This window comes from Hymenobacter sp. BT559 (assembly GCF_016427535.1).
Lineage (GTDB): Bacteria > Bacteroidota > Bacteroidia > Cytophagales > Hymenobacteraceae > Hymenobacter.
Genome location: NZ_JAELXV010000003.1, coordinates 488,077 through 503,258 on the forward strand (window position 1 = coordinate 488,077; position 15,182 = coordinate 503,258).

The 15,182-nt window shown below is 60.8% G+C and carries 14 protein-coding genes; 8 read left to right on the forward strand and 6 right to left on the reverse strand.

Features of this window, described 5'->3' with window-relative positions; translation table 11 throughout:
• Positions 1–87: 87 nt before the first annotated feature.
• Entirely contained in the window at positions 88–1,437 is a 1,350-nt protein-coding gene (locus tag JAO77_RS12840) for a lysophospholipid acyltransferase family protein (RefSeq protein ID WP_198990768.1), read from the forward strand.
• A 78-nt stretch (positions 1,438–1,515) separates the two neighbouring features.
• On the opposite strand, the gene JAO77_RS12845 is transcribed toward JAO77_RS12840, so the two are convergent.
• Both JAO77_RS12845 and JAO77_RS12850 read right to left on the reverse strand, forming a co-directional pair.
• Positions 1,516–3,171 (reverse strand): NAD(P)/FAD-dependent oxidoreductase, encoded by a 1,656-nt coding sequence (locus JAO77_RS12845; protein ID WP_198990769.1) that lies wholly within the window; start codon positions 3,169–3,171, stop codon positions 1,516–1,518.
• A gap of 93 nt (positions 3,172–3,264) precedes the next feature.
• Positions 3,265–4,662 (reverse strand): sensor histidine kinase, encoded by a 1,398-nt coding sequence (locus JAO77_RS12850; protein ID WP_198990770.1) that lies wholly within the window; start codon positions 4,660–4,662, stop codon positions 3,265–3,267.
• Between the two features lie 103 nt (positions 4,663–4,765).
• Here JAO77_RS12850 and JAO77_RS24160 point away from each other — a divergent pair, with 103 nt between their 5' ends.
• Positions 4,766–6,079, forward strand: coding sequence for an McrB family protein (locus JAO77_RS24160; RefSeq protein WP_198990771.1), 1,314 nt, complete (start codon positions 4,766–4,768; stop codon positions 6,077–6,079).
• Positions 6,080–6,193: 114 nt separating this feature from the next.
• Positions 6,194–7,225 carry a 5-methylcytosine restriction system specificity protein McrC gene (locus tag JAO77_RS12860; RefSeq protein ID WP_198990772.1) on the forward strand — a complete coding sequence of 344 codons (1,032 nt, stop codon included), beginning with the start codon at positions 6,194–6,196 and terminating at the stop codon, positions 7,223–7,225.
• Between the two features lie 105 nt (positions 7,226–7,330).
• Here the strand turns inward: JAO77_RS12860 and JAO77_RS12865 are convergent, their stop codons facing one another.
• A complete protein-coding gene (locus tag JAO77_RS12865; protein ID WP_198990773.1) occupies positions 7,331–7,555 on the reverse strand; it encodes a hypothetical protein in 225 nt (74 codons plus the stop codon).
• A 152-nt stretch (positions 7,556–7,707) separates the two neighbouring features.
• On the opposite strand from JAO77_RS12865, the gene JAO77_RS12870 reads away from it, so the two are divergent.
• The 3 genes from JAO77_RS12870 to JAO77_RS12880 all read left to right on the forward strand — a co-directional run bounded on the left by JAO77_RS12870 (position 7,708) and on the right by JAO77_RS12880 (position 10,049).
• Positions 7,708–8,298: an RNA polymerase sigma factor gene (locus JAO77_RS12870; protein WP_198990774.1), complete on the forward strand. Its 591-nt coding sequence runs from the start codon at positions 7,708–7,710 to the stop codon at positions 8,296–8,298.
• 99 nt (positions 8,299–8,397) lie between these two features.
• Positions 8,398–9,567 (forward strand): S1C family serine protease, encoded by a 1,170-nt coding sequence (locus JAO77_RS12875; protein ID WP_198990775.1) that lies wholly within the window; start codon positions 8,398–8,400, stop codon positions 9,565–9,567.
• A gap of 242 nt (positions 9,568–9,809) precedes the next feature.
• On the forward strand, positions 9,810–10,049 hold the full coding sequence (locus tag JAO77_RS12880; protein WP_198990776.1) for a hypothetical protein: 240 nt from the start codon (positions 9,810–9,812) through the stop codon (positions 10,047–10,049).
• 114 nt (positions 10,050–10,163) lie between these two features.
• Here the strand turns inward: JAO77_RS12880 and JAO77_RS12885 are convergent, their stop codons facing one another.
• Positions 10,164–11,090: a septal ring lytic transglycosylase RlpA family protein gene (locus JAO77_RS12885; RefSeq protein WP_198990777.1), complete on the reverse strand. Its 927-nt coding sequence runs from the start codon at positions 11,088–11,090 to the stop codon at positions 10,164–10,166.
• Between the two features lie 346 nt (positions 11,091–11,436).
• Between JAO77_RS12885 and JAO77_RS12890 the strand changes: the two genes are divergently transcribed.
• Positions 11,437–12,351 (forward strand): DUF72 domain-containing protein, encoded by a 915-nt coding sequence (locus JAO77_RS12890; protein WP_198990778.1) that lies wholly within the window; start codon positions 11,437–11,439, stop codon positions 12,349–12,351.
• A 214-nt stretch (positions 12,352–12,565) separates the two neighbouring features.
• On the opposite strand, the gene JAO77_RS12895 is transcribed toward JAO77_RS12890, so the two are convergent.
• A complete protein-coding gene (locus tag JAO77_RS12895; RefSeq protein WP_198990779.1) occupies positions 12,566–13,309 on the reverse strand; it encodes a tetratricopeptide repeat protein in 744 nt (247 codons plus the stop codon).
• A gap of 153 nt (positions 13,310–13,462) precedes the next feature.
• Here JAO77_RS12895 and JAO77_RS12900 point away from each other — a divergent pair, with 153 nt between their 5' ends.
• A complete protein-coding gene (locus tag JAO77_RS12900; protein WP_198990780.1) occupies positions 13,463–14,353 on the forward strand; it encodes an alpha/beta hydrolase in 891 nt (296 codons plus the stop codon).
• A gap of 11 nt (positions 14,354–14,364) precedes the next feature.
• On the opposite strand, the gene JAO77_RS12905 is transcribed toward JAO77_RS12900, so the two are convergent.
• Positions 14,365–15,159 carry a DUF4097 family beta strand repeat-containing protein gene (locus JAO77_RS12905; protein ID WP_198990781.1) on the reverse strand — a complete coding sequence of 265 codons (795 nt, stop codon included), beginning with the start codon at positions 15,157–15,159 and terminating at the stop codon, positions 14,365–14,367.
• Positions 15,160–15,182 lie beyond the last annotated feature (23 nt).

The following is a 15,182-nucleotide window of genomic DNA, read 5'->3' on the forward strand; positions in this document are numbered from 1 at the left end:
TTAACAATTAACCCTTAATAATTAATCATTAACGAAAAGGCCGACTGCTCGCGCAGCCGGCCTTTTTTAGTGTAAACTTGCCTGCCTATGCTCTTCTACACCGTTATGAAGCCCGTAGTGCGCCTTGGGCTGCGCGTGTTTTTTCGGCGCCTTGAGGTGCGCCACCGCCAGCGCCTGCGCCTGCCGGGCCCACTCATGCTGTGTAGCAACCACCCTAATACGCTCATGGACCCGCTCGTAACGGCTGTGCAGCGGCACCAGCCCATCGCGTTTCTGGCCAAGAGCACGTTCTTCAAAAACCCGGTACTCGGCGCCATTATGCGCTCAGGCAACTGCATTCCCATCTACCGTCGCCAAGATGCCGAAGGCGAGGGTGCCAGCACGGCCCGGCAGCTAGCCGCCAGCAACGAAGCCAGCTTTGGCCGCTGCTACGACTACCTAGAGCGCGGCGGCACGGTCATGATTTTTCCGGAAGGCACCAGCGTGAGCGAGCGCCGTCTGCGCCCGCTCAAGACCGGGGCCGCCCGCATTGCCCTAGGGGCCGAGGCGCGGCACGACTTTAAGCTGGGCCTCAAGCTAGTGTGCGTGGGCACCAATTACTTTGACCCCACGCGCTTCCGCTCCGATGTGCTGCTCAATGTGGCCCCGCCCATCGTGGTGGCCGACTACGCGGCCCGCTACCACGAGGACCCCGCCGCCGCGGCCGACGAGCTCACCGAGGAAATCAGGCAGCGCCTCACGCGGCGACTCGTCATCAGCCGCGCTGCCGAGGACGACGAGCTGGCCCAGCAGGTAGAGCGCACCTTCGGTGACCACCTCAATCCCGACGACGACCCCACCACGCTCTACGACAACTTTGAGCTGAGCCGCACGCTGCTCGACGCCGTGGCTTGGTTTGAGCAGCATAACCCCAATCGGCTGGCAGCGTTGCGCACCGCCCTAGGGCAGTACCTAGCCAGTTTACAAGCCTATAGACTCGAAGACGACGACCTCGACCAAACCCAACGCCCCGGCGCGCGCCTGGCCGACTTCCTCAACCTGGTGCTGGGCTTGCCGGTATGGCTCTATGGGCTCATTACTAACTATGTGCCTTATAAGATTCCGGCGCAAGTAGCCCGTCGGGCTACTAAGGACACTGAGTTTATCGCTGCTATCCTACTAGGCGTGGGCATCATCACGTTTCCGGTGGCTTACGCCATTGAAGCGGCTGCCGTGCAGCACTGGCTCACGCACGACTGGCGCCTGACGAGCTTGTTTGTGCTCAGCCTGCCGCTGGCAGGTTTCTACGCCCTAGGGTACTGGCAAACGCTGAGCGCCCGCCTGCGCCGCCTGCGGGTGCGCTGGCTACCGGCTGCTACCCGGGCTGGCCTGCGGGCGCAGCGTGCCGAGGTCCTGCGTCTGCTGGATGACGCACGAGCCGAATACTTAAAGCAATGAGCAGTTAACAATGAACAATGAGCAGACGGAATGACGCCTCTGCCCATTGTTCATTGTTAACTGCTCATTATTAATTGACTATTCGTCCAAGTATTGGTGCACAAACTTGATAGCCATGCTGCCCTCGCCCACGGCTGAGGCCACGCGCGCCATGGCGCCAGCGCGGCCATCGCCGGCGGCAAACATGCCGGGCACGCAGGTTTCGAGCAGGTAAGGCTCGCGCTCCTTTTTCCAGGAGGCGCCGTAGCGCGGGTCAGCTACCAGGTCGCGGCCGGTGAGCAGGTAGCCCTTGGCATCGCAAATGGCGAGGTGGCATATCCACTCGGTGCTGGGCCGGGTGCCGATGAAGATGAACAGGGCGCGCGCAGGGTGCTTTTCAGGCTCCTGGCCATCGCGCTGAATCACGACGGCCTCCAGCGAGGTGTCGCCGCACGCCTCGCGCACCTGGGTGCGGGGTAGCAGTTCGATGTTCGGCGTCTGGCTAATCTGCTCGATGAGGTAGGCCGACATGCTGGCCGCCAGGCTCTCGCCCCGGATAACAATAAATACCTTCGACGCATACGTGGAGAGGTACATAGCCGCCTGCCCCGCCGAGTTGCCCCCGCCGATGATGTACACCGGCTGGTTGCTGCAGCTGCGGGCTTCGGTGCGCGCCGCGCCGTAGTACACGCCCGCCCCGCTTAGGCGGTCGAGGCCCGGCGCTTGCAGTGTGCGGTAGCTGACGCCGGTAGTAAGGACTACGGCGCGGGTTTTTATCTCAGTTTTGTCGCCCAGAGTCAGTACTTTGTAACCATCTTTTACGCACAGGTCTACTACCTCTTGCGGTGCCATAAACTCGGCACCTAGGCGGGTGGCCTGACTCCAGGCGCGGTGGGCCAGCTCGGCGCCGCTCAGCCCGGTGGGGAAGCCTAGGTAGTTTTCGATGCGCGACGACGAGCCCGCCTGCCCGCCGGGCGTTTGCCGCTCAATGATGAGCGTTTTCAGACCTTCCGATGCGCCGTACACGGCGGCTGCCAGCCCGGCTGGGCCCGCCCCAATAACGACCACATCGTACAGCTCTTGCTTGGCCTCTACCAGCAGCCCTAGGTGCCGGGCTAGGTCAAGTTTATCGGGCCGCGACACCACCTTACCATCGGGGCAAAATACCACGGGCAGGTCGTCGGGCCCGAAGCCGCTGGCTTGCAGCAGCGTAGTAGCTTCGGCATCCTTCTCAAAATCAAGCCATTGGTAACCCACCATGTAGCCGCTTAAGAAGTCCTTGAGGTCGTGCGACAGTGGCGACCACTGAAACCCAACCAGCCGAATGCCCGCAAATGCCGGCCGGTAAGTGGCTTGCCAGCTAGCCAGCAGGTCGTGCAGGGTAGGGTAGAGAAGTTGCTCGGGCGGGTCCCAGGGCTTGAGCAGGTAGTAGTCGAGCTGCGCCGAATTGATGGCCTGAATAGCGGCTGTAGTATCGGCGTAGGCTGTCAGCAGCACGCGCTTGGTGCTCGGAAACAGGCCGCGGGCGTGGGTTAGTACCTCCACCCCCTCTACTTCGGGCATACGCTGGTCGGCCAGCACCAGGGCCAGGGGCTCGGCGCGGGCGCGCAGCTCGTCGAGCGTTTTTAAGGCCTCTGGGCCCGAGCCTACGCTCAAGATGCGGTAGTCTTTGTGAAACTCCTTGCGCAGGTCGCGGGTAATAGCGCCCAGCACCTGCGGGTCATCGTCAACAGTCAGGATAATGGGCTTTTTCATAGAAGGAAGCTAGCACGCAGCATGAGTAAGCAGCGTGCAAAATAATAGTAGATGCGTACCACATTCAATACGCAGCGATTGGGTAACACTTCCTTAACCAATCGGCAGCCAGGTGGTGAACTCGGTGTGCCCAGGCTGCGATGCGGCCTCTAGGCGCCCGCCATGCTCCTGCACGATGCGCCGCGCTATGTCAAGGCCCTGGCCCGAGCCCTCGCCGGCCGGCTTAGTGGTATAGAAAGGCTCGAACATGTGCGCTAGCACCTCGGGTGTGATGCCCGAGCCGTTGTCTTGTATACTGACGCACACGAAGTCGCTTTGCTTGGTTACGCGCACCGTGAGCTCGCCGCCTTTGTCTGGTAGCGCATCCAAAGCATTGTCAATCAAATTAGTCCACACTTGATTAAGGCTGCCGGCCTGGCCCATTATCAGCGGTAGGCTGGGGGCATAGTCGCGGGTGAGGCGCACGTTTTTCTGGCGTAGCGTGTGGGCGAAGATGTTGAGCGTGCTATCAAGCCCGGTCGTGACGGCCAGCTTCTCGCGGCCCCCGGCACGGTCCATGTGCGAGTAGGTTTTGACATCGTTTACCAGCGTGCTGATGCGCTGGCTAGCCTCCCTGATGTCGTGAGCTAGGCGTAGCGTGGCCAAGTGGCCAGCCAGCCAGGTCAGTGCCGGAGTGCGGGCCGCGTCCGGTAGCTGGGCCACTACCGGCGCCAGGGCATCTAGGTCCAGGCCCGCGTCGAGGAGGTTGGCAGCTAGGGTGTAGCCATCGGGGCAGCCCTGTGTTTCAAGCCAGTCGGCCAGTTCTTCTTCGCGGTCCGAGGCTTGCAGCGCCGAGAGTACCGGAGGCGCCTCGGTGGGTAGCACCGCCAGCGCCGTGAGGGCCGCCATGGCGTCGGCCGGTGGGCAAGCGGCGAGCATATCTAGCAGCAGCTGTGGCTTCAGAAGCAGGGAGTCGGCCAGTGCGGCGGCGGCGCGGCTAATGGCGGCGGCTGGGTTATTGAGCTCGTGTGAGAGGCCAGCCGACAGCTTCCCTAGAGCCCGCAGCTTGTCGTCCCGCTCCTGAGTGCGTGCTTCTTCGCGGGCGCGGTCGCTCATGATGCCTACTAAGCGCTGTACTAGCTCGGGGCTCACATGCTCTAGCGCTGCAAACTGGCTGCGCGGCAGTTGATACAAGATAGTTTCGCCAACTGCTACACCTTGGCCACGAAATATTTGCAGTCGTGAGTAGGGGAGCACTCCGGTCACGCGGCCTGCTTCGACGCTAAAGACGGGTGTGCGGCCGGTGGGGGCCGTGGCGTAGTACTGCATGGCGCCCTTCACCACGGCCAGCATACGGTCGGCGGGGGCACCGGCTTCTACGACGATTTCGCTGGGGGCGTACTGCCGCACTTCTCCTGCTTCGAGTAGCCAGGTCAGTACTTCGGGCGGCAGGTTTTCGAAGGCCGTAATGCCACCTAGGAGAGCAGGGTCGGGAGGAAGGAGCTGAGACATACTAGGGCAACCAGCCAGCCGCTGGCAGAGTTAAGCGAGGAAGACGGGCCAAAGAAAAGGCCCCGGCCCGCACTACTGGCGGCCAGTACGTGTTATTTGCGCTGTGACTGACGTTTCTGCTCCTGACTCCCCGGCGCCTGCCGCCCCGCTGCTCACCCGCGAGCAGGTGCTGCGTGCCCTGCGCCTCGTGGAGCGCGAAGGCCGCCAACTGCCACCCAGCACCGTGTACGAGTTGCTGTATCGCAGCCGCCGCTACCCACCTCGCGCTGTGGCCGAGCTGGCCTATCGCCTCGCGCACCGCGACCCCAAAATTCGCTGGCCCCACCCCGCCGGCCAGCCTACCAATACGGTGCTCGAAGCGCTCGACTTTACCATCGTGGCCAAGCGTCCCATCCTAGCCGCGGGCTCGGCCCAAGACCAGGGTCAGGCCGCCGAGCAGCAGGCCGAAGACCTGTACACCGGCCCGCCCCTGGCCGACAAGGTGGCCGCCGACTCCGCTGTGGCCGAGCCTGCCCCCACCTACGCGAGCCCGCCGCCAGCGGCCTACGACGAAAAAACGGCCCTAGGTGAGCTGTTTATCTCGAAGGAAGAGCTAACCGCAGCCCTGGCCGGCCTGCGCCGCCGCCGCGCCCTGTTGCTACAGGGCCCGCCCGGCACCGGCAAAACGTTTTTGGCGCGCCGGCTGGCTTGGCTGCTCCTGGGTGCCCAAGACGATAGCCGCATCGAGTTGGTGCAGTTTCACCCTAGCTACGGCTACGAAGACTTCGTGCTCGGCTTTCGGCCTGGCCCCGACGGACAGTTTAGCTTGGTGCCCGGCGTGTTGCCGCTGCTGTGTCAGCGCGCCGCGCTCGACCCCGAGCGGCCTTATTTCCTATTGATTGATGAGCTAAACCGCGGCAACGTGGCCCGCATTTTTGGTGAGCTCCTAGTGCTGCTAGAGCCCTCGCAGCGCGGCCCGGCTCACGCCCTGCGCCTGCCCTACGCCCCGCCCGAGGAGCCACTGTTTTACGTGCCTGAGAACCTATACGTCATCGGCACGCTCAACCTCGCCGACCGCTCGCTGGCGCCCCTCGACTACGCCCTGCGGCGCCGCTTTGCGTTCGTGACCATGCAGCCGCAGTTTAGTGGCGCCCTGCAAGAGCTGCTGCACGCTGCCCGCGTACCCGGACCCCTAGCCGCCCACGTAGCCGAGCGCATGGCCGAGCTCAACCAGGCCATTGCCGATGACCCCGACCTAGGGCCCGATTTTGCGGTAGGCCACAGCTACTTCTGCGCCCCGCCCGCCGCCCCTGCCGAGGCAGCAGTTTGGCTGCGCCTAATCTTCGAGCAAGAAATAGGCCCGCTGCTGGCCGACTACTGGCGTGAGCAGCCCGCCACGGCCGCCGCCCATCAGCGCCGGTTATTGCAAGGGTTGTAAAATACAGGCCGCAGTATCTCGCGCAACTACTGGATAGCCCCCGCCCCCAACTAGTCAGCCCGCCGCAGGCGGGCGTATCCGCGCAATCAGTTAAATCCGCTAAATCTGCGATAAATGATACCGCTCGCCACGCTCTACTACTTGTTGTGCTACGCCTGGCAGCGCCTGCCCGTGCCGGCCGTGCTGCAAGCCACCGAGGCCACGCCCTTCCACCGCCCGCTGGAGCTGCTGACCCAAATGCTGCTGCACGCCACCCGCGAGCTGCTGCGCACCGGCCTGCCCCGCGGCTACCAAACCCAGGAAGCCGAGTTGCGCGAGCTGCGGGGCCGCATTGAGTTGGCACCCAGCCTAGGCCGTGGGCTGTTGCCCCAGGGCCGCGCCGTGTGCACCTACGACGAGTTGAGCCCCAACCAGCCGCTGTACCGGCTGGTAGCTGGTACCCTAGCGGCCCTGGCCAACCACCGGGCCGTGCCCGTGGCCCTGCGCCGCGACCTAGGCCATGTGCGCCGCCGCCTGCCCGCCGAGGTAGTGCCGCTAGTGCCCACGGCAGGCATCTTCGCGGAGCTGCGCCGCCAGCGCCCGGCCAGCCAAGAGGCGTTTTTACTGCACCTCTGCGAGCTCATCTACCAAACTGCTCTGCCCGAGCCAGCCGAGGAGGGCAGAGGACGCTTTGTAGATTTTCGGCGCGACGAGCGCCTGATGGCGCGCTTGTTTGAGCAAGCCGTGCGCAATTTTTACCGCCGCGAGCAGCGCCAGTACCGCGTATTTGCCGAAACCATTACCTGGCAGGCTGCCGCCCCGCAGCCAAAAGACCTAGACTTACTGCCCACTATGCTCACCGACACGACCTTGGATAGCCCGGCCCGTAAGATTATTCTCGATACCAAGTACTACGCGGCGGCCCTGCGCCCACGCTACGACCAGCAGCGCCTCATTTCGCCGCACCTCTACCAGCTCTACGCCTACCTCCAAAACGTGCGCCCCGCTGCGGGCCAGCAGCTCGAAGGCATCTTGCTCTATCCCGCTGCTACGGCCGCCGTCGATGTGCGCTATACCCTAGGCGGCCACCCGGTGCGCATCGTCACCCTAGATTTACACCAGCCCTGGCCCGGCATCGCTGCCGACTTGCTGGCGCTGGTTGCCTAAGCTGGCCTTGCGAGCTTAGGGAGCACCTAGGTCACAAAAAAGCGGCTCACACTAGGTAGTGTGAGCCGCTTTCAGAAAAATACTCCGGGCTAGGCCCGGGCGTAATTACATTTTCTTGGTGGTGTCGGTGCTCATAGCGCCGGTGCCGGTAGCAGCATCAGCAGGAGCAGCGCTCATCGACGAGGTCGAGTCGGTGGTAGCCGTGGTGGTCGACTCCGTGGTAGCGGGCGTAGTGGTGGTGGTTTCGGTGGTAGCGGGCTTCGACTCGCACGAGGTCAGGCCAACAGCGAAGAAAAGAGCAGCAGCCGATACTTTCAGAAGGTTGTTCATCTTGAGGTAAATTTGAAAATGGGAGTAGTTAAAATCTGCCCTTAATCCGCCAGCCGCCCCTAGGTAACCCAGTGGGTGGAAAAATTTTTTAAATAAATTATTTTGGGTTACTAATGCCCGTTAGCCGGCATTAACCCCCGAAGCGAATGAACATGGATAGCACAACGGCGCTGGCGGCCGATGCCCAACTTATCCGAGCCATCCAAAGTGGCGACGAGCGGGCGCTGAGCCAGCTCTATCGACTGCACTGGCCCATGGTGTCGCACTTCGTGCTGCAAAACAGCGGAACCGAAGACGACGCCCGCGATGTGTACCAGGAAGGCGTAATGGTGTTTTATGAAAAAGTACGCGAAGGCTCCCTGGAGCTGAGCTGCCAGATTAAAACTTACCTCTACGCAGTGTGCCGCCGCCTGTGGCTCAAGCGCCTCACCACCAAGAGCCGGCTGCACGGTGTGCGCCTGCTCGATGATGATGACTACGGACCCTACCTCAACACGGGGGCCGAAGATGACCTCCACGAAGCCGAAGAGCGCGACCGGCGCTTTGCAACCATGAGCGAGGCGCTCACCCACCTAGGGGAGCCCTGCCGCTCGCTGCTCGAAGGCTTTTACCTGCTCGATAAGTCGATGCAGGACCTCACGGCGGAGCACGGCTATACCAACGCCGACACCGCCAAAACCCAGAAGTACAAGTGCCTCACGCGCTTGAAGAAGTTGTTTTTTGCTAGTTATAAAGAAGTATAGTTTAGGGCATAGTGCCTAGCTGCTAGTGCTTAGTAAATGGTCGACCAAGCCAGTACTAAACGCCAAGCACTAAGCACTAGCAGCTAGGCACCAATCAAAATGCAAACCGAAGCCGACTACTACGCGCTCTTTGAAGCTTACCAGCGCGGTGAGCTTGCCGCCGGGGCGCGGGCCGACCTAGAAGCGCGCCTCAGCACCGACCCGCGGCTGCACCAGCGCTACGCCGAGTTTGAGGAGCTGACCGGCACGCTACGTGCCTACGGCGAACGCCGCCGCACCCGCCAGATGCTAGGTGGCTTGCACGAAGCCATGCTGGCTGCCGACGAGGCGCCAGCTGCAGAAGAAAAACAGGCAGATGGCTTGTCGTATTCGGTAAACCCGCGCCTGAGCATTTCGCGCACCGAGCGCCGGCTGCGCGAGTTTTGGAATGGCCACCGCGCCACTATGGGCGTGGCCGCTTCGGTCGCCGTGTTGGCGGTGTTTTGCACGTTGCTAGGCCTCGATTTGTGGCGTGCTACCACTGCCGCGCCGGCCAGTAGCCTGCGGGAGTTGCGAGGTGAGGTAGCCCGCATTACACGCCGTACGGATGCGCTCACCCGGAAGGTGAATAACGTGGCTGGTACAACCGATGCTGTAGCACCAGTACGCGTGAATAAATATAGCGGTACCGGTTTTGCGCTCACCGCCGATGGCTACCTCGTAACCAGCGCGCACGTTATTAAAGGAGCCGATTCGCTACTGGTAGAAAGCCGTGACCACCGACGCTACCACGCCGAAACCGTGTATACTGACCGCAAGCACGACCTCGCTATCCTACGCATCAAGGACCGTAATTTCAAGCCCTTTAATCGACTGCCTTACACGTTTAAGGCTGGTCAAGCTGACCTAGGCGAACGCGTGTACACCTTGGGCTACCCCCGCGAAGATGCTGTGTATGGCGAAGGTGCGCTAAGCGCCCGCTCGGGTTATGACGGCGACACGGCGTTTTACCAAGTAAGTATTCCCTTGAACCCCGGTAACTCGGGCGGTCCGCTGCTTGATGGGCAAGGCAACCTGATTGGGGTGGTAAGCAGCCGGCAAGACGATGTGCTGGGCGCGGCCTTTGCCACTAAGTCGTCGTACCTGGTGCATCTGGTCGATTCGCTCAAAAACAAGCAGCCCTTGCAGCCCTACCACTTGCCGCGCACCAACCAGCTGGCCGGCGCCGCCCGCCCGCAGCAACTCAAGCGCCTGCAAGACTTTGTGTTTGTAGTAAAGGTTTATGAATAGACTTTCATCCTGCTTTCTGCAAAATTTAGAAAAAGCCCCGCTCTCCAGTGGGGCTTTTTTTGTGGCTGGTAGCCTTCTAAATAGCAGGCTGCTTGCTACCGCCCTAGGGCTGGCACCCCCTACGCTAGGTACCAAATAATAATTAACTCGGCCAAAACGCCAGGCTGACTTTCGCGTACAACCGTTGCACAGGCCGCCAGCTACCGGCCGGCCGTGCTCCCTCACCAAAATACCCTCCCCCAATGGCTGACCAACTCCAACAAGTCGAAAAAATTCTCCCCGAGGATATTGCGCGCACGTTTGAGGCCGCCGTCAATGTGTTTCAAGGCAAGACCGAGCACATGGATGACCTACTCAAGAACGGCGGCACGCTGCTGCGCAAGGTTTCTAAAAACTTCAACTCTACGCAGATGATTCTGGGCGTAGCCGCGCTGGCCGTGGTGTCGATTATCGTTATCAACCGCGCTAGCCAAGACGAATAGTACTGGCTAGCCAGCACTAGCAGTACCTCCTAGGTACCTAAAAAAAGCGCCTCACTCCTAGTATCTAGGAGTGAGGCGCTTTTTTGTAAAAAGCTATAGAGCAGCTTGTGGGGCCTAGTTGAGTGGCGCAACAGCGGGCGTAGTAGTGGTTGCGGCAAGCACAGCTTGGCTCGGCAGCTGCCGCACTACGCCAGTTACGCCCCACGACTGTAAGCGGCGCTGCACGGTTTCGGCCGCCAGCCACGTATCGAGCTGGCTAATGAGCACGCGGCTAACCTGCTGGCCCGCCAGGACCTCTTGCTTAATACCGACGGTTAGCGCTGGGTCGAGCGACAACACACGGGCGCGCATAGCTTCGGCATTCTGAGCTTCTTGGAAAATGCCCACCTGCACCAGAAACTGCGGGGCCGGTTCGGTAGCAGTAGCGGCCGGAGCAGCCGAGCCAGTAATAGCGGCAGGCGTGGTAGCCAGGGCAGCACTATCGGGCACGCTATGCCACTCATAGGTAGTAAACGGCGCAGCGGGGTTGGGGTCGGCAGCTCGCAGGTCTACGAGGTTGAGCGGAGTGGCGGCAGGACCTAGGGGAGTAGTGGTAGGTACTACCTGCGCAATAACAGTAGCAGCACCCGTCGAGATGATACCTAGGGGGCGCGCTGCTACCTCCGACAGGTCGATGATGCGCTGGTGGCGGAACGGGCCGCGGTCAGAAACCCGCACCACTACGGCTTTGCCGTTTTTCACATTTGTAACGCGCAGCCGGGTGCCAAAGGGCAGGCTCTTATGGGCGCAAGTAAACTTGAAGCGGTTGAACCGCTCGCCGCTGCTAGTGCGCTTGCCCTGGTGCTCGCGGCCGTACCACGAAGCCCGGCCCCGCAGCACGGTAGAGTAGGAAAGGGAGGCTGTTGCCTTGGCGTGGGTGGCGGCCGTGCGGGCCCGGTGGGTGCCGGCAACCGCAGGTGAAGCTAACCCACAGACAAACAGTAGATAAAAGCAACTAAATAGAAAGCCGGAAGTAAAGAAAGAAATTCGCTTGAGCGTCATGCGCTTTATAGGGATGGTAACTGACCGAATTTAAGTAGGCCCCTCCTCAAAAACCTATTATCATACTTTGCTAAAGAAATTATCAAGCGTTAAAAATTATCCTTTTTTTATAAAACTTGCATTTAAGATATCTAAGTGCGGGTAAAGCAATGGCTGATTGTGTTTAGTAAAGCCACTTTTTAGCTGCTTATTGTATTTTTCCGCGGTGGCCTCCAGAATTAGATTTTGCGGCGGGTGTAAAATTTTGGCATTGCGTCGTCGAGCTAGCTCGTGGCTAGGTTGCACAGGTGCCGCTTTCTTTGTATATGCGCGCAAGCTTCCCGCAGGTAGGCCGTACCTTCGTAGCATGGATTTTGGCCGACTACCCGACCTGCGCCACGTCGATTTCAGACTACCCCCCGACCACCCCGAAACGGCGCACGTGCTGGCTCGCGCTCAGCCGACAGCCCCCGATAGCCCTGGCCTGTACGTGGGCTGCCCCATCTGGACCAATAAAGAATGGCTGGGCTCGTACTTCCCGCTCGGAGCCAAGGAGCCTGACTACCTGCATCATTACGCCAAGCAATTCAATTCGCTAGAATTGAATACGACGCACTACCGCATCCCCGATGCGCCCACGGTGCGGCGCTGGCGCGAGGCGGTGGGGCCGGGCTTTAAGTTTTGCCCCAAGCTGCCGCGCAGCATCAGCCACGAGCGCGAGCTATATAATACTGACGCGCTAACACTGTCCTTTACCCGTGCCATTCTAGAGCTGGAGGACCGCCTAGGTCCCTGCTTTCTGCAATTGCCACCCCACATCGGCCCCGAGAGCTTGCCACGGCTCGAGCGATTCTTGCTCGACTGGCCGGCCGAGGTGCCGCTAGCCGTAGAGCTACGCCACCCCCGCTGGTTTGCCGACCGGGGCCTAGCCGATACGATATACGCCACGCTCGAAGCCCTGAATAAAACGTTGGTCATCACTGACGTGGCGGGTCGGCGCGACGTGCTGCCCCAGCGCCTGACCACACCCGTGGCGTTCATCCGCTTCAATGGCCACGGCTTGGTGAACAGCGATTTTCAACGCGCCGACGAATGGGCCGAGCGACTGGCTAGCTGGTACCAGCAGGGGCTACACGCTGCCTATGTCTTCATCCACCAAAAAGACGTGCGGCACGCGCCCATTTGGGCGCAACATTTCCTGGGGCGCGTGCACGCGCTCACGGGCTTTCCCATTCAGCCACCACGGCCCATTCCGCAGGTAGTGCAGGGTAGCTTGTTTTAAGGGTTAATTGTTAATGGTTAGTTGTTAATGATTTTAGTCTAAATCAATTATTAGACTTGCTTCTGGACAAGAAGCTTAAATAACAACTGTCATGCTGAACGCAGTGAAGCATCTCTATCGCACAATTGAGCAAGTTCAGATGGTGCGTTAGAGATGCTTCACTGCGTTCAGCATAGCGCGTTTTTGGCCTTTTCTTAATTTAGAAACAAGGCTATTACCTAAACTTGCCTTGGGGGTCGGGCAGCTTCTCCTTTAAGTCGCTGATGAGGGTAAAATCGAGGCTGGACAGGTTTAGATTCTGGCCTTTGTGAACAGCCTCCCACGCGCCAGCATAGTCTTCTTGGTAGTAGCGCACGCGGGCCTGAGCTTGCCAGGCGTTGGCGTTGTTAGCATCGGCCAGCACGGCGCGCTGCGCATAGCTAGCGGCCTCGGCTAGGTCTTTCTTTTTCTTGGTCTGAAGGTAGCGCTCTATCGCGATGGTAGTAGCATCGGTGAGTAGCCCGGCGTTGGTGGGGGCCACGGCCAAGCCTTGCAGCAAGATGGCTTGCACCTCGGCCGGCGGAACCTGGCGTTGGCTCATGAGGGCCGCAAAACCGTGGTAGGGGTCGGGATTTTTTACATCGAGCACCCAGGCCAGGTTAAAGCGCACAGCGGCCGTGTCAGGCTGGTTTTCAAGCATATATTGAAAACCCTTGGTGCTGAAAAACTTGCTTGCCTCGGCCCGCGATGGGAAGCTGCGGTCGATGTCGGCCAGCACGGCTGCGCCCACTAGGGCCTGCGCTTGGGCTGGGCTAGCGCCGCCGTACAGGGGGGCCAGCCGCGCTGGGCCGGTAGCGGCTGCTGCGGGCGCGTTCTTCTTGTTGCGTTGGGCGTGGGCGGGCAGGCAAGCAGCCGTGCCCAGCAGTGTGAGGAAAACCGCGCCTAGGAGCGTGCGCGTGGAGTGTGAAAAGAAAGCCACGGAAAATGCAGATGAATGGGACAGTTAGCAAAAATAGGGTGTCACTGCCATTTGCTGGCTACCCCTGCTTAGTCGCGGCAAACCACCCACCTAGAGCCGGCGTAGGTAGGATAGCGGCCCCAAAAACTTATCTGGCTGCGGCTGCCCTCACTTATGCGTTATATACGCCTGCTGGCGCTACCCACCCTTGGGTTGTTGCTGGCTATCACGATAGTATTGCTGGCCACCGAGTGGGCCGTGGCCCGCGCCAGTCACCGTGCGTCCGATATCGCTTACGTGCCGGCGTCGGCGCCCGACTTCGATACCAACCGCCACCGGCTCGATGTGTACGAACCTAAGCAGGAGGCCACCGCGCCGCGGCCGGTAGTACTGTTCATCCACGGCGGCAGCTGGAACAGCGGCAGCAAAGACGACTTCATTTACAAGGCCATCGGCCGGCGGCTGGCCAAAAACGGCTTCGTGGGCGTGGTAATCAGCTACCGCCTCTCGCCGCAGGTGCAGGTGCCGCAGCAGGCGGATGACTGCGCCCGCGCCCTGGCTTGGACGGTGGCCAACATCAAAGACTACGGCGGCGACCCGGCGCGCATCGTGCTCATGGGCCACTCGGCGGGTGGTGGGCTGGCCGCCCTGCTGGCCACCGGCTCCGATACCTTGTTGGCAAAGCATGGCCTGCCCCGCACGGCCGCCCACGCCGTGTTGCTCGACGACCCGGCCGGCCTCGATATGCTCGACTACCTCACCAAGATGCAATACCCTGACGATGCGCAATACCTAGGTGCCTTCAGCAAAGACCCGGCGGTGTGGCGCCAAGCCTCGGCGCTCTACCACATGCGGGCCGGAGCACCGCCCTATAGTATCTATATCGGCGGCGAAACCTACCCTAGCATCAAAGAGAGCAGCGAGAAATTTCGGCAGCGGCTGACGCAGCTGGACCAGGCGCCTAGGTATACCATTTTGCCTGGTAAGAAGCATGTGAGCATGGTGACGCAGCTGTTTTGGGCGGGCAACCAGCTCTATAATGAACTGCGTCGGCTGGCGCAGTAAACGTGAGCAGCCTAGCTCTGCCGCACGACCACACTGCCATTGGTGGTCACGGCTTTAACTGGCTGGCCACCTTTGCCTAGCGCAGTATTGACCTCGTGCTTGCGGCTTTTGGGGTCGCTCTGCGGGAGGGTGGTTTTGAGGCTGCCGTTGGTGGTGCTGGTCGAAAACTGGGCTGAGTAGTCGGCCGGTACCTCCCACCTAATGCTGCCGTTCACGGTTTCTACGTCGAGGCCACTGCCCTGCCATTGGTTGCCGCTAAGCTTGATGGAGAGGCTGCCGTTGACGGCCTTACCTGTTACTTGGCCCCCTAGGTTGGCTAGCGACACGCTACCGTTTTGGGCGCTAAACGTGATGGCTGACTGCACACCCGCGAGGTAAATACTGCCGTTTTGGGTGGTGAGGGCTAATGCCATGCGGCGCGGCACAAACACCTCGTAGCTAACCGCGGCCCGCTCTACGCCATTCGGTACTTTGGCAACCAACTCGTTGCTCGCCGTGCTGATACGAATAGCCGTTGCTTGGGCCTTGGCTTCGGCCTCAGTATCAGCCCACGCCGTTACCTTGGCTCGCATACGCACATCGGGGCCGTCCCAGCCCTTCACGCTAATACTGCCATTGGTGCTGGCATCGATGGTGAGGGGCTGCCCCGCCGTGGCGGGTAGGGTGAGGTCGCGGGTTTCGCAAAAGAGCTTTTGGCGGCCGTCATTACGCTCCTGGCAAGTGGAGGTGAAAGTGGGGGCCGGAACGGTTTGAGCAGTGGCAGCTAGTCCGCTCAGTAGCAGCAAGCCTAAGGCTAAGGATTTCATGGGCAGTAAAATAACAGGTGAGT

Excerpts from the sequence above, each read along its gene's own strand:
- JAO77_RS12905 (WP_198990781.1), bottom strand. The coding sequence starts at position 15,159 with ATGAAATCCTTAGCCTTAGGCTTGCTGCTACTGAGCGGACTAGCTGCC.
- JAO77_RS12890 (WP_198990778.1), top strand. The coding sequence starts at position 11,437 with ATGGATTTTGGCCGACTACCCGACCTGCGCCACGTCGATTTCAGACTA.
- JAO77_RS12880 (WP_198990776.1), top strand. The coding sequence starts at position 9,810 with ATGGCTGACCAACTCCAACAAGTCGAAAAAATTCTCCCCGAGGATATT.
- JAO77_RS12845 (WP_198990769.1), bottom strand. The coding sequence starts at position 3,171 with ATGAAAAAGCCCATTATCCTGACTGTTGACGATGACCCGCAGGTGCTG.
- JAO77_RS12885 (WP_198990777.1), bottom strand. The coding sequence starts at position 11,090 with ATGACGCTCAAGCGAATTTCTTTCTTTACTTCCGGCTTTCTATTTAGT.
- JAO77_RS12840 (WP_198990768.1), top strand. The coding sequence starts at position 88 with ATGCTCTTCTACACCGTTATGAAGCCCGTAGTGCGCCTTGGGCTGCGC.
- JAO77_RS12860 (WP_198990772.1), top strand. The coding sequence starts at position 6,194 with ATGATACCGCTCGCCACGCTCTACTACTTGTTGTGCTACGCCTGGCAG.
- JAO77_RS12875 (WP_198990775.1), top strand. The coding sequence starts at position 8,398 with ATGCAAACCGAAGCCGACTACTACGCGCTCTTTGAAGCTTACCAGCGC.
- JAO77_RS12900 (WP_198990780.1), top strand. The coding sequence starts at position 13,463 with ATGCGTTATATACGCCTGCTGGCGCTACCCACCCTTGGGTTGTTGCTG.
- JAO77_RS12850 (WP_198990770.1), bottom strand. The coding sequence starts at position 4,662 with ATGTCTCAGCTCCTTCCTCCCGACCCTGCTCTCCTAGGTGGCATTACG.
- JAO77_RS12870 (WP_198990774.1), top strand. The coding sequence starts at position 7,708 with ATGGATAGCACAACGGCGCTGGCGGCCGATGCCCAACTTATCCGAGCC.
- JAO77_RS12865 (WP_198990773.1), bottom strand. The coding sequence starts at position 7,555 with ATGAACAACCTTCTGAAAGTATCGGCTGCTGCTCTTTTCTTCGCTGTT.